Here is a 23,770-nt window from a genome sequence, read left to right as displayed (position 1 = left end):
GGGGCCTATGACGGACCTGCATGCACATCTGAAAAAGCCGGTATATTTCTCTACCGCCTATGTATTCACCGCCTGGATTACCGGGATCGCAGCGGTTTACCAGCCGGTCTTGAGTGTAATCGGAGTAGCTGTTCTGCTCCTGCTGGCCGTTACGGTTCATAATCCGGCAAGAATCAGCTATCCGGTGCTGCTGTCCACGGCAATTTCGGTTAACTATATCATCGATGCCGATGTGTTTGGCATTGAAATCATTTCCTTATATAAGCTTGGGATCTTGGTGCTGCTTATCCCTTGCATGCTTAAAAATGGTATACGCCTGACGCTTGTCTACCCGATTTTGGCGCTTGCGGCGATGCTGTTTCTAACCTTTTTCTTTTCGGATTGGCACCCGAGACTGAATGCATCCTTATCGCTGAAAGCTTTTATCGGACTTGCTCTACCGTTCGTTTTTCTGTTGATCAAGTGGAAAGAAGAGATGGCGCAGCGGCATATTCAGATCATCTGTCTGCTTCCTCTGGTTAGTGTTGCAGCAGGGCTTCTTCTCCAGCTCGCTCACCTCTACTCCTTTCTGGATATCGAATTCACAGGGGCTGTCCGCGTACAGGGAGCGAATATCGCACCGCACTTGGCGATGCTGGCATTTCTCGGGATTACGATTGCTTTGATCGAGACCAAACGTAATCCGGATAAGGCGAAGTTCTTTTATTTAACATTAGCCGCCAATTTTGCCGTGTTAATCGCAACTGGAACGCGTGGCCCCATATTGGCTATGCTGGCTATGGTAGCGTATTACTTCTTTGATATCGTCAGGCAATATGTCAAAGGCAAGGTTATGCTGATCATTCCCCTCGTTTGTTCCGTAGCCTTGCTTGCGGCAGCGGTTTATGTACAGTGGGACAATATGACGAAACGTTCCTTTGAACGCCAAACCGGTACGGGGATTGACTTATCGGGCAGAACCGAAGCTTGGGCATTCTTCTTGAAAGGAGCGGAAGCTTCTCCAATGACAGGCAGAGGGCTTGGCTCCGTGACAGTTGCGAATGACGGAAGCTTATATAAAGGCTTTGTCGTTCCGCATAACGAATATATCCGCTTTTACTATGATGCGGGTTACATCGGATGCGGCCTGCTTTTTATTTCTCTCTTGATCGTATTTGCTTTGATTTATAGAGTTCTGGAGCCACACATCAAGGTTTATTATGCGGCATTCATATTTGGTTTCTTCTTATATTCCTTTTCGGATAATACTTTGTCTACGGTTCAATTCATTATTCCGTTCTGCTGGTACTTAAATTGCTTGTATCGATTATCCAGGACAATATCAAAAGAAGAAGATGTGATCCCATGAGTAGAGTGAATATGTTCAATGTCAATTTTGACAATTATGATTTTATGGATCTGCTGGGATTCATTGATGAAGTAATTCGTCAAAACAAACATTCCTACATTTTAACCTGCAATGTCGATCATTTGATCAAGCTTAGAAAGGATGCCGAATTTCAAAAGGTTTATTCGAGCGCCGGGGCCATCGTTGCAGACGGAATGCCGATAATATGGGCCTCGAAGATGCTGAAGAAGCCGCTGAAACAAAAAGTTTCGGGCGCTGATCTGTTCGATAAATTGGGAGAAGCATTTGAAGACCGGCAATACCGCTTGTTTTTCCTGGGATCGGCAGCTGGAGTTCCGGAACAAGCGATGAGGAATCTCAAATCTTTATTTCCGGGCATGAATATAGTCGGCTGTTATTCGCCTTCGTATGGCTTCGAGAATAAAGAGGAGGAGAACCGGCATATTGTGCAGATGCTGATTGATGCCAAACCGGATATTGTGTTTGTTGGCGTCGGCGCACCTAAGCAGGAGAAATGGATATACCAGCACTACCTGAATTACCGGGTACCGGTTTCCATTGGCGTTGGAGCTACCTTCGACTTCATTTCCGGGTCTGTCAAGAGAGCTCCGCATATTATGCAAAGGTTTGGCTTTGAATGGTTTTGGAGGCTTGTACAGGAGCCGAGAAGATTGTGGAAACGGTATTTGCTCGATGATTCCATGTTTATTGTTATGGTATGGAAGGAGTTCAGAAAGCAATTCAAGCTGAAACGGAGGAGAGTGTAATGAACTATGGATATTTCGGCTGGAATACCCGGAGGATGACCCTCACCCATTGGGTTCCGACCCTTATCGTGATGGCTGTCATATTCGTCCTTTCCTCTCAATCCTACGAGCAGCAGTCGATCAAGACGCAGTTAACGCTTGCTGTGCATCGAACTATTTTGAACGATTATTTATCCTCCATCCAGATTCATTATGGCTCGCTAACGATTGACGGCTATAAAGATGGGCCGGGTGGAGTGCTTGAGTTTATACTGCGCAAGCTTGCCCATGTCATCGAATATTTCCTGCTGAGCATCACCTTGCTGAGGGGGATCCGGTGCACGACAAAGCTTCGTCTTTCCAATGCGATTATGATTACGGTCCTGATATCGGTCAGCTTTGCTATAACAGATGAACTACACCAGCTGTACTCTATCGACCGCGGGTCAAGGCCGCAGGATATTGTTATCGATTCGTTAGGTGTGCTGATTGGAATCCTGGCATATGGCTTGGTTGCAATAAGGAAGAAGCGAAGGCTTGTCAATACGTACAGGACGGAGGGCTTATGAGAACGATAAGAGGGCTTTACTCATATCCCTTCACGAATCATGCGGCAGTCGCAGGCTTATGGGTATGCGCTGCATTGCTTGTTTCTATCATTATTGGCTTTTCCAGCGCGAACATGAGCCATAACATCAGTACAGAGATTGCTATCTTGTCGGCGATTTTGTTTCCTGCCTTCGTCATGGCATTGCTGGAGTCACGCAGAATAGTTCCTTATATATTGCTTGTCTGGGCCATATGCCCTGAGATAAGAAGAATTGAGGATTGGCTTGGGGGTTCGTATCATTCCGTCTCGATGCTCAGTTTGGCGCCGCTGCTGACAAGTGCAGTTCTTATTATTCCTGTGCTCGCCAATGTGCATAAGATCGATTCAACGATTCGTAAGGTGCTCCTTTTTCTGTTCATGGCTTTAGTGTACGGTTGTATAATCGGTCTGGCCAAGAATGGGACGGGTACCTTTTATGATCTGGTCAATTATCTAATTCCCATGCTGCTCATTCCTTATTTTGCCGTAGCTCCCTTCGAGAGAAGAGAGCTGGATCGGCTGCTCATCACTTTCTCCAATATAGCCATTTTGGTTGCGGTGTATGGAATTGTCCAATATATGATCGTGCCGCCTTGGGATGCTTTTTGGATGAATCATGTAGAAATGAGCTCGATAGGAAAGCCCTATCCGCTGGAAATACGTGTGTTTTCTACGCTCAATTCACCTGGGCCGGCCGGCATGTTTCTCGGAACTGCCCTTGCACCGATGATTTTGGAGAAAAGATGGCGGGGTCCCTTGGGATGGATAGGCATCCTGCTGGTAGCTGTAGGTTTGCTCATTACACTTGTTCGATCGGCATGGCTCCTGCTATTCATCGATATTGCGGTCTACACGATGCTCTCATCGGGGACGCATAAATGGAAGCTGCTGACTCAAATTGGGGTGGCTGCAACAGCTATGTACTGGATCATCCCGAAGCTGCCGGGTGCACAGGTTCTAATCGCTAGACTGGAAACCATGACAGCCATCCAAGATGACCATTCCTACAACGAGCGATTGGACTTTTTTCATACGGTATTTCCTATGATGCTCAGCCAGCCGCAAGGACTGGGGCTTGGAAGTATAGGAGTAGGCACAAAATTGAACAATGGGGGCGCGCTGGGTGAATTTGGCATATTTGATAATGGGTTCGTCGCCGTCTTTCTTACATTTGGCATTATAGGAGGTTTTTTATTCTTCCGGGCACTGACGCTTCTGGTCAAATTTCTAATTTCACACAGAGAGGGAATTGCCGGATTCTTATCTTATAGAAGTATGGCGGTTGCTTCAATAATTGGCAGCATAGCGAGCTTGATGTTCGAGAATGGCTATACGGGCTTGAGGGGATTTCTGCTGTGGAAAATGGTGGGTATAGGAATTGTGGCGCACAGAGCCATGACACAGGGAGGGAGGAGAAACCCGGATGCAGCAGCCGATCAACTTAAAGCTAGTCCGGATTAGACCGATATTTGGTTTAGTCAAAGCTTTATTATCCAGCAAGAGCAATATGGCTAATACGATCAGAACGATGCTTTTCAGTATTTTAATATTGGGAGTTAATATGCTTACGGGCATATTAACCGCACGCTTTCTGGGACCTTCTGGACGAGGCGAGCAGACGGCGATGGTGTTATGGTCACAGTTTCTCGCCTTCAGCTTTACTTTTGGTATTCCTTCCGCATTAATTTACAACGTCAAAAAGAACATGCAGGATTCTGCCAAGCTTTATACGACTGCATTGTGGATGGGACTGGCTGCGGGGACAGTCGCGATGGCTGCGGGCATCCTGTTTCTGCCCTATTGGCTCAAGTCTTACTCTCCTAATGTGGTGTTGTTCTCACAATGGTCAATGCTCTTTGTTCCCTTAATCGTATTATCGCAAATCAACAATGCGATGATGCAGGTGAGGGGGGAGTACAAGCTGTACAACCGGCTGCGGTTTCTGATTCCATTAAGCACACTGGCATGCCTAGGTATTCTGATCTTGTCGGGAACGATGCATGCTTACACATCAGCAGTCGCCTATTTGGCTCCGGCGGTTCCTTTCTATATATGGACGACCATGCGTTTGGTTCAAGCTTATCAAATCATCTTGAAGGATGCTCTTCAAACCTTCAAGCGGTTAATCACTTACGGAATCGGCTCATATGGTAACGATTTGATGGGCAATCTCTCTTATTATATTGACCAAATTGTAATCGTTGGGTTACTGAACCCCGCACAATTGGGACTTTACGCGGTTGCTGTCAGTCTCTCGCGGGTGGTCAACGTCTTCTCGACTTCGATAATTGCAGTGCTGTTCCCCAAAGCTTCGGGCTTGCCGAAGGATGAAGTGGTCATGCTGACGTTCCGTGTATTTCGAATCAGTACTTGCATTGCCATCATGGTATCGGCAGCCATTATGGTCATTGCGCCTTTTGTCTTGACCTTACTGTACGGAAACGAATTTAAGGAGGCGCTTGGCGTGTTCAGACTCCTTCTGCTGGAGGTTTCCATATCCGGTGGAACGATGGTCCTGGCCCAGGCTTTCATGGCACTTGGTAAACCGAAGGTTGTAACGATTCTTCAGGGTCTTGGATTGCTGCTAGTCATTCCGATGCTGCTGCTGCTCGTACCCAAGCTTGGTCTTACCGGCGCAGGGATTGCGATGCTATCGTCCGTACTTATCCGATTTCTGTTCATACTTATCAATGTACGATACACCTTGAAGATGAAGATTCCAAGGCTGCTCATTACCAGGGAAGATGTGCGTTGGTTATTATCGGCGTTATCTTCATATAAAGCCAACAAATCAGCTGAATCAAGGGAATAAAGGAGGATTAAGGCCGATGATCGATCATTGTGCTTCTGCAGGGAAGTATCTCATATCTGCGGTCATTATTGCGCAGGATGATGAATCAAGGATTGCCGGCGCTATTGCTTCCTGCAAAGCTTTCGCCGATGAGATCGTCGTGGTTGACGGAGGGAGCAAAGACGGTACGGTCCGAGTTTCCGAGCAATTAGGCTGCAAGGTGTATCAGAATCTTTGGCCCGGCTATGCCAAGCAGCGAATTTACGGGAGCGAACGGGCATCGCATGATTGGATATTCGTCATCGATACCGATGAGGTGGTGAGCGAGCTTTTAGCCAAGTCCATACTGGAGAGAAAGAAGGATTTATCGGATGGGAAGAAAGCGTACGCTGTCTTTCGAATCGGAGATTTCCTAGGCCGCTGGATGGGGAAGGGAGAACGGCTGGTTCGTTTATATAATCGAAATAACGTTCAATATAAAGATAGCCTGGTTCATGAAACACCGGATGTATCCAATAATCAGGTTATGAATTTAACAGGGACCTTGTGGCATTATGGTTTCCGTAGCATTAACGACCATGTTGCCAGATTTAATAAATATACCGATTTGGAAGCGGAGGAGGCGGTTATAGCGGGCAAGCCGTTCAGGTGGATTCGATTGCTGTACCGTCCCCCGGCACGTTTTTTGCAAAAATATATCATTCAGGGCTTGTACAGAAAAGGGATACCTGGTCTTGCCGTTGCTGTCTTCTGGGCGATGTACGAGTTTCTGGTTTGCTTGAAGCACTATGAAAGTGTTCTTGTTCACAGCAAGGTAAAACATCGTCATGAAGAAGAGCCGTTAAAGGAGGGAAAGAAATATGCCATCCAATAAGCTGCGAATCCTGTCTACCGGGATGGGCTGGCCGTCTTCCCAGGCTGGTGGGCTGAATACGTACTTTAAGAACATCTGTGAAAACCTTTCTAACCGTAATACTCTGGAAGCTCTCGTATGCAGCGTGGATCAACCGGAGGTTAAGGAGGGGATGCTCGTTACCAGCATCGCTGATCCCGGAATGAAGTTGAGGAAGAGGCGAAACATGTTCCGCAACTATGCGGCCAAGCTGATGGAGGAACAAGAGGTTGATATCGTTTATTCGCATTTTGCTCCCTATGGAGTGGGAGCAGCAGAGGAAGCCAGGAAGCGGAATATTCCGGTAGTCATAGCATTTCATGGTCCCTGGAGCGAGGAAATTCGAGCGGAGGGGGGGAGGATTACGCATCGCATAAAAGCATGGATCGCCAAATCGATGGAGATGAGAGCTTATAGGCATGCGGATGCTTTCATCGTCTTAAGCGAAACGTTCCGCGACGTTTTGCATCAGCAATATGGAATTCCGCTGGAAAGGATTCACATTATTGCAGGTGCGGCTGACATACGGCGGTTTCAACCATCCGCAGACCGTATGGAAGTAAGAAGAAGCCTGTCATTAGCGGAAGATTGCACTGCCGTGTTGACGGTAAGGAGGCTGGTCAACCGAATGGGCTTGCTGCAGCTGCTTGATGCGTGGAAGGAGGTCGTTCAGCAGGCCCCTGACGCCGTACTCTTGATAGGAGGGAGGGGACCGCTAAAGGAACAATTGGAAAGCCGGATTGCGGAGTATGGTCTTGAAGGCCAAGTCAGATTACTCGGCTACGTTTCTGACGACGATCTTCCCCGATATTATCAGGCTGCTGATTTGTTCGTAGTTCCTACCCAGTCATTGGAGGGATTTGGATTGATCACCGTGGAAGCCATGGCCTCAGGACTTCCCGTGTCTGCGACACCTGTTGGGGGAAGCAGGGAAATATTAGAGAAGTTTCGCCCGGATCTGCTGTTCAAGAGTAAGAGCAGCAGTGACATCGCAACAGGGATCATCCATTTACTGAAGCATAAGCAGCAGTGGCCTACCGCTGAACAATGCAGGAGGCACGTTCTGGAAAACTACACTTGGGAGCTTGCAACAAACCAGGTGGAGGCTGTTTTTGAAACCGTGCTTGAGAAGTATCGAAAAATTGGAGTATCCACTGCCGGGATCACATTCCATGGTCACCGAGCACAAGGAAAAGGGAGGCATGATGCGGATGTTAAGAGTGGCGTACATTGATCATACCGCAAGATGGAGCGGTGGAGAGGTTGCCCTTTATAATATTCTGACTCATCTGGGCAGCAATGTGGACCCGCTGGTCATTTTGGCGGAAGAAGGCGTTCTGGCTGACAGACTGAGGGAACAAGGAATCCAGGTTCGTGTCATCACATTGAATGAGAAAGTCAGGAACCGCAACCGCAATGTTGTCAATATGCAGATTGTCTCCGCAGCCTTTCAATTGCTTTCTTACGGGAGAAGGCTTGCCCGGATTTTGAAGGAGGAGCAGGTGGTTTGCGTTCATACAAATTCTTTGAAGTCAGCAATTTACGGTGCCGTTGCCGCGAAAATAGCGAGAATTCCGTTAATTTGGCACATAAGGGACTATATCGGTGAACCCTATTTGAAGCCGGTTGTAGCGAAGGCCATCAGACTAATGTCGCGCATACTGCCTAACGGAATCATTGCTAATTCCAATTCCACCTTGAATGCCTTGAAGCTGCCGAAATCGAAGAAAACATTGGTCGTATATTCTTCCTTCGCCAACGCCATTAACCCTGCATCCAACGTGACGGTACTGAAGCAAAAGTTCACTGTTTTGTTGGTCGGACGTCTTGCGGAATGGAAGGGCCAGCATATTTTGCTGGAAGCGGCCAAGTCGTTCTTGCCGGACCAGCATGTCCAGTTCTGGTTGGCTGGCGATGCACTCTTTGGCGAGGATGTTTATAAGGAGGAGCTGCTTCGGCAAATCGATGTATACGGGCTGACGAATGTAACTTTGCTGGGTCATGTGGATAATATTCAGGAATTGATGCAGCAAGCGGATCTCCTCGTCCATACATCGATTACACCTGAGCCGTTCGGGCAAGTGATCGTTGAAGGAATGGCAGCCGGACTGCCGGTAATTGCCTCGAATGAGGGCGGACCAACCGAAATAGTCGTACATGGCGAAACGGGGCTGCTTATTACACCTGGAGATCCGGCGCTGCTTGCCCGATCAATCCGTACGCTGCTGGCCAATCCCGGGGAGAGACGCAGGATGAGTGAGAATGGCATGAAACGAGTGCAGGAGCACTTTGTCATTGAGCGAACCGTAATACAAATTACAAGCTATTATGAAGGATTGATTTCCAACATTAACTAAACCTTGGGTAGAAAAGGATGGATCAAATGAAAATAGCAATAGCGCATGATTATTTGATTCAAATGGGTGGTGCCGAAAGAGTCGTTGAGGTCTTTCATCATATGTTTCCGCAGGCGCCTATTTTCACCACGGTTTTTAGCAGCAACCGGCTGCTTGACGCACTTAAGGATGCGGATATCCGTGCATCCTGGCTTCAGAAAATGCCTGGGGGGATAAATAACTTCAAGGGAATGCTTCCTCTTTACCCCTTTGCGATTCGGGATTTTGACTTCCGTGAATTTGATATGGTGCTTAGCTCCAGCAGCGCATTCATGAAGAGCATTCAAGTGCCCAAGGAGACATTCCATCTCTGCTATTGCCATACGCCAATGCGATTTGCATGGGATTATGACACTTATATGCAAAGACAGTCCAAATCCAATGTGTTGAAGCAGCTTTTGAAGATTTATATGAGGCAGCTTAAAGCTTGGGATCAAAGGACGTCAAAGAACGTTAATCAATTCGTGGCGAATTCATCCGTTGTGAAAAACAGAATTCAAACTTATTATCATCGAGACTCCGACGTTATTTTTCCTCCAATCAATACATCGCGGTTTCATAGCTCCACGACGATTGGGAACTACTACTTGATTGTTTCCCGGCTCGTATCCTATAAACGGATTGATCTGGCTGTGGAAGCATTCAGCCGCAATGGACTTCCCCTATATATTGTAGGAGAAGGGCCCGATCTTGAACGGCTGCGGCAGCTGGCTAAACCGAATGTAAGCTTTCTCGGGAGGCTGGAGGACAGAGCGGTTACAGAGCTGATGGCGCAATGCAGAGCGTTGATTTTCCCCGGTGAGGAGGATTTCGGCATTACCCCGCTTGAAGCGAACGCTGCCGGAAGACCCGTTATCGCTTATCAGTCCGGAGGCGCACTCGATACGATCAGGCCGAGGCTGAACGGTATTTTCTTCAAACGGCAGGAAATCCATGATCTGAATGCAGCTATCAACGAAGTCGAAATCCACGATTGGGATGTACGGCAGATCGTCAACCATGCTCGAAAGTTCGATGAGAAGGCTTTTATGGAAAATTTCAAAAATTATATTGGCAAAGCTTATGAAAAATTCAGAGAGGGACGGTGACAGAATGGATATCGCTGTAATCGGAACCGGGTATGTCGGTCTAGTTTCGGGCATATGCTTTGCGGAAATGGGCAATCATGTTATTTGTGTCGATCAGGATATAAATAAAATTGCCGCCTTACAGAATCTGGTTTCCCCCATCTATGAGCCAGGAATCGAAACATTCATGGAGCGCAATGTACAAGCCGGACGATTGGAATTCTCATCTGACTTGATCCAGGCAGTGCGGCATTCCGAGCTCATCATTATAGCGGTCGGAACGCCCTCTCTGCCAAGTGGAGAAGCTGATTTGCAGTATATTGAGCAAGCGGCAGCAGAAATAGGCAGAGCTATGAACGGGCGAAAAATCGTTGCCACCAAAAGCACCGTTCCCGTCGGAACGAACGAGAAAATACGCCGTATCATAGCGCAGCATACGGAGGTGCCTTTCGATATTGTTTCCATTCCGGAGTTTCTACGGGAGGGCTCAGCCATTCAAGACACGCTTCATCCCGACCGAATTGTTATAGGGCTGGATAACAGGGAGCTGGAAGCGGCCATGGTCGAGCTGCACAGCAGCTTCACGGACCAGATCTTCGTTACGGATATTCGCAGTGCGGAAATGATTAAATATGCTTCCAACGCATTCCTGGCAACGAAAATATCGTTTATTAATGAAATATCGAATATTTGCGAAAAAGTAGGCGCTGATGTGACGGAGGTCGCTCAAGGGATGGGGAAAGACCCCAGAATCGGCCCCTCATTCTTGAATGCCGGAATCGGTTACGGGGGATCATGTTTTCCTAAAGACACCAAAGCATTAATCCAGATTGCGGGTAATGTTAATTATGAGTTCCAGCTTCTAAAGTCGGTTGTGGAGGTTAATAAGGCGCAAAGATACAAAGTAATTGAGAAGCTGAAGGAGTCGCTTGGGCAGCTGCATAACACGGTGATCGGGATATGGGGGTTATCGTTCAAACCGAACACAGATGATATCCGCGAGGCCCCTTCGCTCGAAATTGTTGAAGCCTTGATCAACATGGGAGCGAAGCTGAAGCTATACGATCCTGTGGCCATGGGCAAGTTCAGGGAGCGCTTCGATCACCCTTCCATTCAATGGTGTGCTAATGCCCTGGATGCATCCATAAATGCTGATGCCGTGTGCTTGCTGACCGATTGGCAGGAATTCAAGGAGATTTCATTGTCACAGTTAATTTATCAGATGGCACAGCCCATTCTTATAGATGGTAGAAATGTATATGCCAAAGAGCAGATCGAAGGAGCGGGGCTGCATTATTATTCGGTGGGAAGACCCGAACCGATCGCGGCATTCCGTTCGCAGGTTAGTGTCTGACAAGGATGAACTATTCATAACCATTGGGAGAGTGATATTCATGAAGCTTGTTCTACTATCTGGAGGCTCAGGCAAGCGGCTGTGGCCGTTGTCCAACGATTCAAGATCCAAGCAATTTTTGAAAATACTCCAAAATCCGAACCAGGAAATGGAATCTATGGTGCAAAGAGTATGGAGGCAGTTAAATAATGCTGGTTTGGGAGGCTCCGCTTATGTGGCTACAAACCGATCTCAGATGGAAATGATAACTAGCCAGCTTGGGAATGAAGTTCCCATTATTGTCGAGCCCGAAAGAAGAGATACTTTCGCAGCTATTGCACTCACGGCTACTTATTTGTACTCGATGTCGAGCGTTCCGCTTAATACCGTTATCACGATCCTGCCAGTTGATCCATATGTGGATGAAGCCTTCTTCGAAGCCATCCAGCAATTGGAACAGGTTCTTCAAGAAACAGATGCGAATCTGGCGCTAATCGGTGTGGTTCCGAGCGCCCCTTCCGAGAAATATGGCTATATCGTTCCCTCTGAGCCTTATGCTGCGGACTCTGATTTACTTCGAGTCAGCCATTTTAGAGAAAAGCCGGATCGTGTTCAAGCCGAAGCTCTAATCAAGCGCAATGCTCTATGGAATTGCGGGGTATTCGGATTCCGTCTCGATTACTTGATTAATGTGCTGGTTGAGAAAGGACTTCCGATCCAGTACGAGGAAATGCTCAAGCAGTATAAACATTTGCCCAAAATCAGCTTCGATTACGAGGTTGTAGAGAAGGAAGATAATGTGGTAGTACTTCCCTATCACGGATTCTGGAAGGACCTGGGTACCTGGAATACGTTGACGGAGGAGATGAGCTGCACAAGAATCGGGACGGGAATTATTACGGAGGATTCCGTCAATACACATCTGATCAACGAGCTGGATATTCCGGTAACCGTAATCGGCATGAACGATGTGGTGGTGGCTGCGAGCCCGGACGGTATACTGGTCACTTCCAAAGCGGAAAGTCCGAGAATCAAGGAAGTGATGAATCATATTCAACAAAGGCCGATGTATGAGGAGCGGAGATGGGGGCGTTACCGTGTCGTGGATTACATTAAGTATAAGGAAGGTAACGAAGTTCTGACCAAACGCATCCTGGTATGTGCAGGTAAAAATATAAGCTACCAGCTTCACTATAAACGAAGTGAAATATGGACGATCATTAGTGGAGTTGCAGATATTGTTATCAATGATAATTTGTACCAGGTAAAGGCGGGGGATGTCGTCCGCATTCCAGAAGGGACCAAGCACAGCATCCTAGCTATAACCGATATGGAGCTTATTGAGGTGCAGACCGGCTCAGAGTTGGTGGAGGAGGATATCGTTCGAATTTGCATGGAATGGAAGGACATACCGCTTCATCAGTTCATATGAAAGCGAGCGGGATTCATAAATGAGCAACCGCCTTTTATTCTCTTTATGGGGATGGAAGGCGATTGTTTATTTGATTAGCAGGTATAAGATAATGAACCAGATCGGGACGGTAATAACAATAGCCCATAAACAGCCTTTAGGCATGGACAGCTTGGAATTTCTATTCATGTTCTGGTGCCTCCTCGAAAAAACATAGGATTTGTCGAAATTATAACATAGTTTGAAAGTAAATGTTTGAAAAAAACTGAATCTAGTGGGGTTATAGGATGTTGCTGCAGCAGAGCAGAAGGGTAGGTGTGATTAGTAAAGTGATTTCTATTCTACTGTTATTTACGTTGGTTGCCCCTCATTTTCCAGCGTTTCCGAATATATCGTCAGCTTCGTCTGCTCCCGTAAACCCGGTTGCATCAACCGAAGCAAAAGCAGTTTTGCAAAATCTGTATGAGATATCGGGGACAAAAATTATAAGCGGCCAGCATGATTATTTAGAAAGCCCGGATGAGCTGAACAATAAGCTAAAGAAACAGACAGGGAAGCACGCAGGAATTCACGGTTATGAGCTCGGCGCCATTATGAATCAATCCTCTTCGGAAGTAGCCTCGCAAAGACAGAAGGTGGTGAATAGCGCGATCGCGTGGCATAAGGCAGGCGGCCTTGTAACGATCACTTATCATGAAAGTATTCCCGGCGAATGCCGGTGCTGGTCGAATGTGCAAAAGGAGATGAGCCAATCGGAGTTCGATAAATATGTGACGCCGGGAACGGCGGAATATAACAAATTGATTGCGGATCTGGATGAGGTGGCCGTGTACCTGACCAAGCTCAAGGATGCTGGAGTTCCCGTATTATGGCGCCCGTATCATGAGATGAACGGCGGATGGTTCTGGTGGGGCAAGAAGAATAATTTCCCCGCTCTCTGGAATATCATGTACGACCGGTATGTAGAGGTTCATAAGCTGAATAATCTTCTGTGGGTATGGAGTCCGAATGCGCCTACGGAATGGGCCGATCCTTATACATTAACTTACCCTAGCCCAGACAAAGTGGATGTTCTTGCGGTCGACATCTATGGCAATGATTACCGGCAGGAATATTACGACAAGATTGTTGAGCTTGCCAATGGCAAACCGGTGGCTATTGGAGAAAACGGTGAAATCCCGGATGCGGCTGTCCTTGAGAATCAGCCCAAATGGGCGTATATGATGGTCTGGGGCAAGATGCTGAACGAAAAAAACACGGCGGAGAAGATCCACTCTTTCTATACAAGCCCAAGATCCATTAAGAGGGGGACGGTTCCTCTTACTCTCCGAATGCCGGGCAAGGCTGCCGGTAAAAATGGCTTGGTAGCTGAATATTATGGTAACAAGGACTTCACAGACCTCAAGGAAGTACGCGAAGATTCTAATATTGACTTCAATTGGCGTCAATCGGCTCCAACGGCCGCTGTCCAGGCAGGCGCATTCTCTGTGAGGTGGACGGGCAGGCTTTGGCCCAGCTACACGGAGACGTATACAATATCCAGCTTGAGCGATGATGGAATAAGGGTTTGGGTGGATGGGCAGCTGGTTATAGACAGCTGGTTCAACCAAAGCTGGGTTGAACGAACCGGGACGATTTCACTTACCGCTGGAAAGCCTGTCGAATTTAAGGTCGAATATTATAATGATACTGCAGGGGCGGCAGCCAAAGTTATGTGGGCAAGCCCTTCTCATACCAAAGAAATCATTCCGGAGAGTGCGTTATTCATTCCTAAATGAAGAATGCCTATAAAAAATGGAATGGAGAGACATCATGAATAGAAAAGTGGTTTTGTTGCTTGTTTTGCCGGTCGGTATGCTGTTGCTCATTTTATCTGTATTGTCCTGCTGCCAATACACGGCAGCGGATCAATTGGCGCCTCCTGAAATAAAGCAAGCTTCGGCGCAGCTGGTACAAGGCAGATGGATATGGCTGATAGGGAAACCGGATGACTCTTTTCTTGAATTCAGGTCGGATAGCAAGAGCCAAAGCTTTAGCATCTCTTCTGATTCTTATAAAAGCATGGATTGGAAAAGCTTGCCCAGTGGGCTTGATAGATCGGTGAATCCATCGTTCAGCATTCATTATACGTTGGAAGCTATTCCAGAACACGGTGTTAACTTGCAGGTTAAGGTGCTTGATGCGTATAAATCAATTCCTCAGATGGCCGTTTTCACTAACCGCATGTTATCAGGAATTGTTCAAATCGCCGGTGTCGGTGGAACGACAAGTGGATACCCCTTCAAGAAAACATACGAGCTTTATATTCCGAAGGAGCAGTTGCAGCTAGGAGACAATATCGTGGAGCTGCGGGCTATAGGCTGTATTTATTGTTCGTCTTCGGAGAATCAGTATTTGTGGTGGAAGTGGGATTATATCGGGTTAAGTGCTTTGTCTGCACCGGCGGAGGAACCGATTCAAGGCAGCTATATCGCATCGGGCACCAGTCTCAACAATATGTCCTTCTATTATGACGAAGGGGCCGTCCGACATCTCCCTTATGTCTTGAAATGGATGGGCATCGCCTATAGCGGCAATGTTATGCGGACCGGCTGCGCTACGGATGTGAAAAATGCCTGTTCGGCTATTGGGCCTTATTACGAAACATTGAGGGATTACAACACACAAGCCGTATCGTTTCATCTGCACACAGGCAATATCAAGCTGCAAATGGATGGGACTCTTCCCAATGATGCCAAAGATAAGTTGTATAATTATGTGAAAAATTATGGCTCGCTCTTTCAATACTATGAGATCGATAACGAACCCGGATTATTTAACCGTTCCAAAGCAGTTAATCTGGCTATCGCCAAATGGTTAAATGAGAATATCCCTATTTTGGCCCCTCATTTGAAGACGGTGGCTCCAGGGTGGGCTTATGCTCCTTCCTATGAGGTGAAATCCTGCAAAAACCAACTGCCTAATGGAAAGCGCCAATGCGGTGATCCTGACGGGTGGGAAAGCGATCCGGCCCAGCGCAAGGAGCTTGAGAATGTGACCGACTTAACCAATGGACATTCATATGGGTCCTCATTTGCAGATAGCCCGGGTGGAAGCTTTGTAGAAAATTTGAAAACATTTGGAGGCGTCGAAGACGGCTTGCCGAAGCGGATGCTGAATACCGAATATGGAACTTCGGATAGCCACATGGATGCCAAACAATTCGGAGCTGTAGACCGGAAATCTGCGGTTTTTGACCGGATCATGCGTGCCCATATCGGTTATGCGGACATGTTCACACATCACGCCGCCTTCTATCCTGACTATTCATTGTTTGAAACAGGCTTTAATTTGAATAATCATAATCCCGCCACAACAAGAATATACGGAAATCCGTCGGAAACAGATACCCGCGCTGGGATAATGAGACGGCTTAATCTGGCCTATGCAACCCATGGCAAGCCGCTCGAATACCGGATAACGAACGCAGAGGATTTATATGACAAGCTGGTTTATTTCCGCGGGGTGGACACTTCTTCGTTGAAACCCTTGCCTGGATCTCAGGGAACCTCTGACAAAATATTGCTGAACATCGTAAATTTTGAGAAAAGTGTGCAAAAGATAGCTGTCCAAGTGACCATGCCCGAGCAGGCGGTCTATGAGGGGGAAAGATTCGGATCGGGAAAGAGCTATGAGGAGGCACGAACTTATATATCGGGATTACAGGCTTCCCCTAATCTTGAGCTGATAGAAACGCTTGGTCCCGGCGAAGCGGTTCAATACATTCTGACACGCTCTGCAGACGTTAAGCCGAAAGCACCGACTTGGGTAAAGGCAGAGCCTCTCCTCCATCATTCGATCGAGCTCAACTGGTTGGAATCGGAGGGGGCCAAGGGTTATGATATTTGGCGCAGTGCCAATTCGGGAGGAAATTATGAGTTAATCGCTGCAAATGTGCAGAAAACTCATTATATTGACAGCAGCACGTTAGCCGGATCGGCATACAAGTATCAAATAAGGCTGCCGGGGACGAGCGAACCTTCTGAAGCTGTAGAGACAGTGGCTACGGATTATGTGCTTCTAGACCGTAAGGATTGGATAGCTTCCAGCAGCTCCGGAGGGAAGCCACAAAACGCGATTGATGATAATATCAATAGTCGATGGGATACAAATGCTGCCCAAACGTATGGGCAATACTATGAAGTTAATATGAAGTCTCTCTTAACGATCAATCGGATCGAGCTTCAGACGGAAGGCTCGCCGAATGATTACCCACGCCAGTATGAGGTTTATGTGTCGAACAATAGCTTGACCTGGACGGGACCTATCGCATCAGGTCTTGGAAGCAAGGTTACCGAAATTAATTTTGCCCCGCAAAAAGCTAAATATGTGAAAATTGTGCAGACCGGCAAAAGCGGCAGTTATTGGTCTATTCATGAGCTGCAGATATACGGTAATGAGCAGTAGATGGAGAGTTCCAGCGCTGCTTTTATCAAAAGTCATTCTGGGGCTGATTGGACAGCGAACGGTAGATGAAGGTTTATCATTGACTCAATAAACTTGGAAGGCTCTCTGGGGGGACTATCCAAGTTTTTTACTTTTCTTAACATTAACACTTGTGATTTATATCACTTACTATTTTGACTAAACGACCTATAATCACTTCTATAAGCAACTAAAGTTATCAACTTATAAAGTGGGGGTATGCTTTATGGAACTAGTAAAAAATACCGAATCGAAAAAGCAATTTAGTGGACTTGGGCTTATTATTCTTCTAGGTGGTTTGCTTACGTTCTTGCCGTTTATTTATTTTATGATTAGCTGGGCGCTTGGCGAAGTGCCTAATGTTGCCGGAGGGGTTACGAAGTAAAGAAAGCTGGACAGGATAATTGAACTTGATGTACTTGAGCTCTAAAGCTGGCTTTGTATGTTTCCTAAGGTTCAACTTTGTTATCTGGTAATATAAACTATCTTGATGATACGAATGTATCATCAGTGAAAGGACTTCAATCAGAAGCTTATTCAAGGAATGAAGAATGAGCGGACCTTCTACCTGTCTATCTGCTACCCGCCTACCTATCTTTCTACATTAATTAGAATGAGTAGAGTTACATTAGAGCTTAAGGTGTTTAACGCACACCATGATTCAATGGGAATTATTATATGCATAGGGAGAGCTGCGCTGCTACGAGCCCTGGAGGATTTGGTACGGAACTAAAAGTTCAGTTATTCCATCAGCCGGTTCTAATCTAAGGAGATAGCGGAAGTGGGAATTCCGTTATGTTTGAAGAACTGGGCATTCGTTCATGAAAATAGAGGTATAACGGAAACTAGCACTTCCGTTATACCTCTGTTTTTTGAGCTTTCCAGCTGATAGAGGAACAATTACTTCCGCATTACCGCTCACTTCCGTGGATTCTAGTACTGGCGGGCTGTTTAGGGACATGTGCAGGTGAGGCCATACTTACTTACCGAAAGAAAGGTAATAGATGGAAATCCTCCCGTTAATCCAGCCAGGATTTCGTTTGAAACCAATATAACTGGAAAAACTCACGCTAATATAGGTGATATGGGTGAAATCAGCCAAAATCCTTAGAATTAGCATGAGAAATTCCAGTTATTGGGATAGGAGCCCTATTTTTCAGAGAAATTAACCTGACATTTTCCTGATATTTGAGAGGGCTCCCTAAGCTGCCATGCAAAGCCATAAATGTTCCTCCAAAAAGACTTTTGGGACAGCCCCGTGATCCAATACCTATTACGGAGTATAAGCTTTATCCATAAAAAGGAATTAACATGAAATTCGCGAATACATACATAAAACTGGATTGTAGGAAATTCAAAAGTTAGTGGAAATATATGTGAAATTATGATTTTACAAGATTTTATGAATAAAGATATTACTTTTAAGGGTGACTGCCTTACTTCTAATAAAAAGTTGAAATGGAGTTTGACGCATTACGAAGAATATAGTAGTTTACTTGTGGCTATCAGGCTGAGAGGTTACTAGTGTGTTAGGTTAATCTTTAACACGTGTTGGAAGTCAGGTTCTGCTTCTCTACTCTTCCAGGGAGTGGCGGATAATTGTATTCGCCAGGTGGTTTATCACCATCGAAGCCCCACCATGTGCGACTCCCAGCTCTCCTAAATCCGAACAATAAATTTTGACATCCTGCAAGAATCGCCGGGGAATCATCTCATTGAGTGTATTCCATATGGAATTGATAAGCGTAGGACCAAGCAAAGCGAGAAGGCCCCCCATACATATAACCCTTGGGTTATATGCGTTGATGACATTAGCCAGACCGATCCCTTGATAATGGCCGAGCTGGTGCACTGCGCTAGTTATTTTGGAATCTCCCTGATCCATGCTTCGAACAATCTCTGCGAAGGGGAGCTGCTGGGGAGTGGTGTCCAACAATTCGTATAGCGCCTTGACCGAAGCATACATCTCCCAGCAGCCTCTGTTCCCGCATGAGCATTTTTTTCCGTTCATGTGGATTGTGGAATGTCCTAATCTTCCGGCAGTACCCGTTGTTCCAGTAAACAACTCTCCCTTGTTATAGACGCCAACAGATAAGCCCCAGGAACTGGTGACGTAGACCAAATGATCAACTGACCTGGAATGTCCGAAATGAACTTCTCCTATAGCCCCCGCATAAGGTGCAGGATTAATATAAATAGGAAGATCAGGAATTCGCTTAACAAGCTCATTTCGCAGAGGGAAATCATTCCATTCTTGAAGGTTGGCGCTGTAATCCACTACATCGGTGCTTATATTATAATAGCCTTGAATGACAAGTCCAACGCCTACAACCCCTAGCTGACGATGGGAGTGGGTTTTCTTTAAATCCGCCAAGATGCTCGAGACCGAGTCCACGAAATACATAGGATCTTTGCTTTTCATCGGGAAAACCATACTCTCCAGCTTTTTGCCCAATAGATCGGTAATAAGTAAGGTAAATTGATTAACTTCTATATCGATACCCACACAAATTCCGGCTAATTCATTGATATCAACCAGTGTGGGGGGGCGACCTCTTGATGTTCCCGTTGTACCTAATTCCACGACAATTCCCTTTTGCAGGAATAAATCAATACAGCTTGATACGGTCATCTTGTTGAGGCCTATAAGTGCAGCGATTTTGGCCCGGGATACAGGACGATATTGAAGAATCGTATTGATTATATGTTCCATATTTATTTTTTTGACAAGATCATGATTACCAATCAGACCTTTAGGTTGCATGGCTATCACCACCTTAGGTTATCGCAGTTATTAAGTATAAATAATATATTAAAATAAGTTATGTGTCAAAAATTAATGATAACTAATTGAGAATTCCAGATGCATTTAGTATTCAACACGCAACCATTGTTTAAGTTTGCATCCTTTAACTTTCAGTATTTTCCTAGATTATAAAACTAATTATTGACTTATAACAGAAAAATCATTAAATTAATATTTAGTTATCCAATTAACTTACTTGGTATAATACATATACTAAATAAGGAACAGTTAATTGTATAAGGGCTCATAATTGAGCTGTACAAAAGTGGCGAAGCTTCACTTCGGATTTTTGATAATATCAGACTTTATAAGTTTTCAGCGGAGCTGCAGAAGTCTGATATTGCAAGAAAAGCCACCGCTAAGACACGAATGTATCTTCCTCGAATAGGGTTCGATCAGAAGCTTTTCTTAATGGTGGAGACTCCAAGTGAGACTGGAGTAGGTCAAGCAATTTTGCATATTATTTCGATTCGGATCGTATCATATGCACCTCCCGGTTTTTAATTTGCAAAAGGTGGTGGTAAACAAGGGGGAGTATGAGTAAGTTTGTTTATTTAGTATGTTCATTATACAAAATAAATGTTAATTTCGGCTTAAATACATGTATTTTTTATTAATTAATAAATATGGTTCATTTTATTAGTATAAGTTATATATTAAATATAAATGACTGAAAACGCTTTATCATTTTAGTTTAAGGGGTGTTCTGTTCATGAAAAAATGGAATATAGGTAGTGCTTTGCTTGCGAGCTTGCTGCTTCTTTCCGCATGTTCATCGCAAATAAAAGACGGTAGCGCGACCTCAGCTAAGGATACGAAGGCAGCTACTGCTCAAAAACCGGAGGAGATAGCGGGAGAAATCTCTTTTTGGTCCTGGTCGCCGGAAGATAACGTGTGGCAAGAATTGATCAAAGCCTTTAACGTCAAATACCCGAAAATCAAAGTGAATTATGTTCGCACTCCATCGGCTGACTATGATAAGAAAATCCAGGTCGCCATCCAAGGCGGAGAAGCTCCGGACGTCATGGCCTTTTCGAATGGACCGATGATCAAAAATTATATCCCCGTCCTCGAGCCACTAGCTCCCTTGGCAGAGAAATCATTAGGCAAGGATTGGGAAAAGATGTTCAAGGCTACTCCAATGGAATCGGCCAAAAAGAACGACTACAAGGTCATCCCAACGGGAGTTGCAGTCACCCCCTTTCTTTCCTATGATGTGGATTTATTCAAAAAGGTTGGAGCGGAGCCGCCCAAGACTTATGATGAACTCAAGCAAGTTGTGAAAAAGTTTGAAGATGCCAAGCTGCCCGGAATTATCCCGCGGCTGGGCTTTGCCGGAGGTAAAAGCACGACCGTTACGGATGTATTCTATACCCTCGTCAATCAAATTGCTCCAGGCAAGCTGTACGATGCGGATGCAGGGAAGGTGAAATTTACCGATCCTTCGTTTATTCAAGCGACTAATGCTTTCAAGCAATTTTACACAGATCATTTATTTCAGGATGGCAATCTGACGACTAAATTTGATCCGGATCTTAGAGATATGTATGAGCAAAAGAGACAGCTTCCGATGATCCTAGTAGGCGCTTGGATTATGAACGATGTAGCGAATAAGGATGGATTGAAAATGGGCGACCGCACTTTTGGTCTTGCACCGATGCCGACGATTGCTGGCGGCAAAGCAAGTGTTTTGATCAACGGGGATGTTCCGCTCGGGATCAGCAAGGATTCGAAGCATAAGGATGCTGCCTGGAAATTCGTGGAGTTCATGGCTACTGGGGAATACCAGACGATATTGAGCAAGGCATTGCAATTCCTTCCTGTCAAGGAGGGGCTGTCGATGGATAAATCGGGTTTAAAAACAGATATTGAGAAGCAATCGGTTGATGTCATATTAAATGCTCTTACGAAGGATGTAGGCGGAATTCGTTTCCTGGACAATGCCACTATCGAGCAAGCGCTGTTTACTGGTTTGCAAAAGGTTGCAGCAGGATCGGCTACCCCTGAACAAGCAATGGCTGAGGTGCAAAAAGCTTCAGATGCAGTGAAGCGCTAATCATCTCGTATTATTAAGATGAAGTTTTCTGTCAGAATGGACCTCTGTTCAAAGTGTCTTCTGGTGCTGTGGCTATCGAAAAAGCTTTGGCGTCTTTGGCGGAGGTCCAACTCTTTACTTTAGATGCAAGGAGGAGGGTCTAAGTGGAAACAGCTTTGATGAAATGGAACAAGTCTCCTGCAAAAAAGAAGCGAAGCCGCTTCACCGGCTTATACTTTGCTCTGCCCTTATTGATTTTTGTGTCTGTGTTTACATTCTTCGGCATCTTCTACAATATTTATATCGGTTTTTTCGAATGGTCGGGAATTGGCAGCAAAGCTTTTATTGGTTTCGATAATTATGTGAATCTTTTTTACGATCCGAACTTTTATCAGGCGCTGGGGAATACGGTCTATTTTCTGATCATTACGATCCCTATCTCCATGGCCCTTGGCTTATTGCTTGCCACGTTATTAAATGGAGTTTGGATTGCAGACGGTTTGTTTAAATCGATTTTCTTTTTGCCACATGTTATTGCGGTTGTTACCGTTGGAACCACTTTTGCAGGCATATATGAGCCGAACTTCGGGCTGCTGAACCATATGCTTCAGTTTTTGGGATGGAATAGCTGGACTCATTCCTGGTTGTCCGAACCGGCCACTTCTTTAAATTCAATTGCGGCCGTTTACATATTCGCTAATACCGGATTCTATATGTTGATTTACTATACGAGTCTGTTAAATATGGATCAGGAAATATTCGAAGCGGCAAAAATAGATGGGGCTGGAGTCGTTAAGCAATTTCGCCATATTATTTTTCCAATGCTTATGGGTACGCATATTACGCTTATGATTCTTGGCATTATATTTGCTCTTAAAGTATTTGACTTAGTTTGGATTATGACTGAGGGGGGGCCTGGAGGAGCGACGGAGCTCATTTCCACTTATTTGTTCAGGGAATCCTTGCTGAAATATAAAACGGGGTACAGCGCAGCGGTTTCCGTTGTTCTACTGCTCATCGCATTTATTTATACGGCGTTTCAGCTGCGTGTTTATAACAAGATTAGGAGGTAAGCGTATGTTCGTTCGACTGCAGTTAGCTGAAAAGATTACGATGAATCTCCTTCTCCTGATCATGGCTTCTATTTGGGTAATTCCAATGGTCTATCTTGTTATGTATTCGCTTGAAGGGGGCAATTGGGCGAATTACGAAGCTGTATTAAGTCTTGATTTATTTCCACGCTTTCTATTGAACAGCTTTATTGTGTCAACTTCGGTTGTGCTGCTACTGCTCATGGCAGTTTCATTGGCCGCTTTTGGCTTTAGTAAGCTGAAGTTCCCGGGAGATTCTTCGGTATTTGCGATTTGCCTGATCGGTCTTATGATTCCGCCTGTCGCTATGCTCGTACCTTTGTTTCAAACGATCAAAGCTTTTCATTGGATGAATACTTATTTGTCGCTAATCGGTCCGGAAGTAGCTATGAGTATTCCCTTTTCACTGTTAATCGCCCGTAATTCGTTTGATGAGATTCCCAATGAGCTTTTGGAGGCTGCGGAGATCGACGGTTCCAATGCATGGGGAAGATTTGTTCATGTTATATTGCCTTTGGCAGTGCCTGTGCTTACGACGATTGGCATCCTGGCGTTTTTAAACTCGTGGAATCAGTATTTATTCCCGCTTGTTTTCATCAATAAGGAAACGATGCTGACGGTGACGATGGCACCCAATTTTTTTATCAAAGAGTATACATCCGACTATCACAAAGTATTTGCGGCGCTAGTGTTAATTACAATTCCCATAGTGATTTTATATATTTTCGGTCAAAAGTATATGCAGCGCGGCCTCACAAGCGGAGCTATCAAATAAGTGGCAGGTCGAAAATTTGTTCAATC

General features: G+C 45.6%; 18 protein-coding genes. 17 read left to right on the top strand and 1 reads right to left on the bottom strand.

Going from position 1 to position 23,770, the window contains the following annotated elements:
* The first annotated feature begins 7 nt into the window (after window positions 1-7).
* From ACFQ0C_RS17330 to ACFQ0C_RS17265, 14 genes are all read left to right on the top strand, one after another.
* Entirely contained in the window at window positions 8-1,348 is a 1,341-nt protein-coding gene (locus ACFQ0C_RS17330; protein ID WP_379368317.1) for an O-antigen ligase family protein, read from the top strand.
* The gene (locus ACFQ0C_RS17325; protein WP_258217456.1) at window positions 1,345-2,115 is read left to right on the top strand and encodes a WecB/TagA/CpsF family glycosyltransferase; all 771 of its coding nucleotides are present in this window, start codon (window positions 1,345-1,347) and stop codon (window positions 2,113-2,115) included. Before ACFQ0C_RS17330 ends, ACFQ0C_RS17325 begins: the two co-directional genes overlap by 4 nt.
* Entirely contained in the window at window positions 2,115-2,663 is a 549-nt protein-coding gene (locus ACFQ0C_RS17320) for a VanZ family protein (RefSeq protein WP_379368316.1), read from the top strand. Before ACFQ0C_RS17325 ends, ACFQ0C_RS17320 begins: the two co-directional genes overlap by 1 nt.
* The gene (locus tag ACFQ0C_RS17315; RefSeq protein WP_379368315.1) at window positions 2,660-4,144 is read left to right on the top strand and encodes an O-antigen ligase family protein; all 1,485 of its coding nucleotides are present in this window, start codon (window positions 2,660-2,662) and stop codon (window positions 4,142-4,144) included. The genes ACFQ0C_RS17320 and ACFQ0C_RS17315 overlap by 4 nt, the downstream gene beginning before the upstream one ends.
* Window positions 4,107-5,495: a lipopolysaccharide biosynthesis protein gene (locus tag ACFQ0C_RS17310; protein WP_379368314.1), complete on the top strand. Its 1,389-nt coding sequence runs from the start codon at window positions 4,107-4,109 to the stop codon at window positions 5,493-5,495. The genes ACFQ0C_RS17315 and ACFQ0C_RS17310 overlap by 38 nt, the downstream gene beginning before the upstream one ends.
* A gap of 16 nt (window positions 5,496-5,511) precedes the next feature.
* Window positions 5,512-6,348, top strand: coding sequence for a glycosyltransferase family 2 protein (locus tag ACFQ0C_RS17305; protein ID WP_258217452.1), 837 nt, complete (start codon window positions 5,512-5,514; stop codon window positions 6,346-6,348).
* Window positions 6,335-7,600: a glycosyltransferase family 4 protein gene (locus tag ACFQ0C_RS17300; RefSeq protein WP_379368313.1), complete on the top strand. Its 1,266-nt coding sequence runs from the start codon at window positions 6,335-6,337 to the stop codon at window positions 7,598-7,600. Before ACFQ0C_RS17305 ends, ACFQ0C_RS17300 begins: the two co-directional genes overlap by 14 nt.
* Entirely contained in the window at window positions 7,578-8,723 is a 1,146-nt protein-coding gene (locus ACFQ0C_RS17295) for a glycosyltransferase family 4 protein (RefSeq protein WP_379368312.1), read from the top strand. Before ACFQ0C_RS17300 ends, ACFQ0C_RS17295 begins: the two co-directional genes overlap by 23 nt.
* 26 nt (window positions 8,724-8,749) lie before the next feature.
* Window positions 8,750-9,850: a glycosyltransferase gene (locus ACFQ0C_RS17290; protein ID WP_379368311.1), complete on the top strand. Its 1,101-nt coding sequence runs from the start codon at window positions 8,750-8,752 to the stop codon at window positions 9,848-9,850.
* A 4-nt stretch (window positions 9,851-9,854) separates the two neighbouring features.
* Window positions 9,855-11,183, top strand: a complete 1,329-nt coding sequence (locus ACFQ0C_RS17285) for a UDP-glucose dehydrogenase family protein (protein WP_379368310.1) — start codon at window positions 9,855-9,857, stop codon at window positions 11,181-11,183.
* Between the two features lie 40 nt (window positions 11,184-11,223).
* Entirely contained in the window at window positions 11,224-12,594 is a 1,371-nt protein-coding gene (locus tag ACFQ0C_RS17280) for a sugar phosphate nucleotidyltransferase (protein WP_379368309.1), read from the top strand.
* A gap of 296 nt (window positions 12,595-12,890) precedes the next feature.
* Window positions 12,891-14,351: a glycosyl hydrolase gene (locus ACFQ0C_RS17275; protein WP_379368308.1), complete on the top strand. Its 1,461-nt coding sequence runs from the start codon at window positions 12,891-12,893 to the stop codon at window positions 14,349-14,351.
* Between the two features lie 34 nt (window positions 14,352-14,385).
* On the top strand, window positions 14,386-17,019 hold the full coding sequence (locus tag ACFQ0C_RS17270; protein ID WP_379368307.1) for a discoidin domain-containing protein: 2,634 nt from the start codon (window positions 14,386-14,388) through the stop codon (window positions 17,017-17,019).
* Window positions 17,020-17,263: 244 nt separating this feature from the next.
* On the top strand, window positions 17,264-17,422 hold the full coding sequence (locus ACFQ0C_RS17265) for a hypothetical protein (RefSeq protein ID WP_258217444.1): 159 nt from the start codon (window positions 17,264-17,266) through the stop codon (window positions 17,420-17,422).
* Between the two features lie 1,188 nt (window positions 17,423-18,610).
* Here ACFQ0C_RS17265 and ACFQ0C_RS17260 read toward each other — a convergent pair.
* Window positions 18,611-19,801, bottom strand: a complete 1,191-nt coding sequence (locus ACFQ0C_RS17260; protein ID WP_379368306.1) for an ROK family protein — start codon at window positions 19,799-19,801, stop codon at window positions 18,611-18,613.
* Between the two features lie 754 nt (window positions 19,802-20,555).
* Between ACFQ0C_RS17260 and ACFQ0C_RS17255 the strand changes: the two genes are divergently transcribed.
* The 3 genes from ACFQ0C_RS17255 to ACFQ0C_RS17245 all read left to right on the top strand — a co-directional run bounded on the left by ACFQ0C_RS17255 (window position 20,556) and on the right by ACFQ0C_RS17245 (window position 23,744).
* Complete coding sequence (locus ACFQ0C_RS17255) at window positions 20,556-21,899, top strand: ABC transporter substrate-binding protein (protein WP_379368305.1); 1,344 nt, start codon at window positions 20,556-20,558, stop codon at window positions 21,897-21,899.
* A gap of 143 nt (window positions 21,900-22,042) precedes the next feature.
* Window positions 22,043-22,951: a carbohydrate ABC transporter permease gene (locus tag ACFQ0C_RS17250; RefSeq protein ID WP_379368304.1), complete on the top strand. Its 909-nt coding sequence runs from the start codon at window positions 22,043-22,045 to the stop codon at window positions 22,949-22,951.
* A 4-nt stretch (window positions 22,952-22,955) separates the two neighbouring features.
* Window positions 22,956-23,744, top strand: a complete 789-nt coding sequence (locus tag ACFQ0C_RS17245; RefSeq protein ID WP_379368303.1) for a carbohydrate ABC transporter permease — start codon at window positions 22,956-22,958, stop codon at window positions 23,742-23,744.
* Window positions 23,745-23,770 lie beyond the last annotated feature (26 nt).

Source organism: Paenibacillus sp. GCM10027630, assembly GCF_042676305.1.
Lineage (GTDB): Bacteria > Bacillota > Bacilli > Paenibacillales > NBRC-103111 > Paenibacillus_S.
The sequence above is the reverse complement of the archived record's forward strand: the minus strand, read 5'-3'. Positions and strand labels throughout refer to the sequence as shown.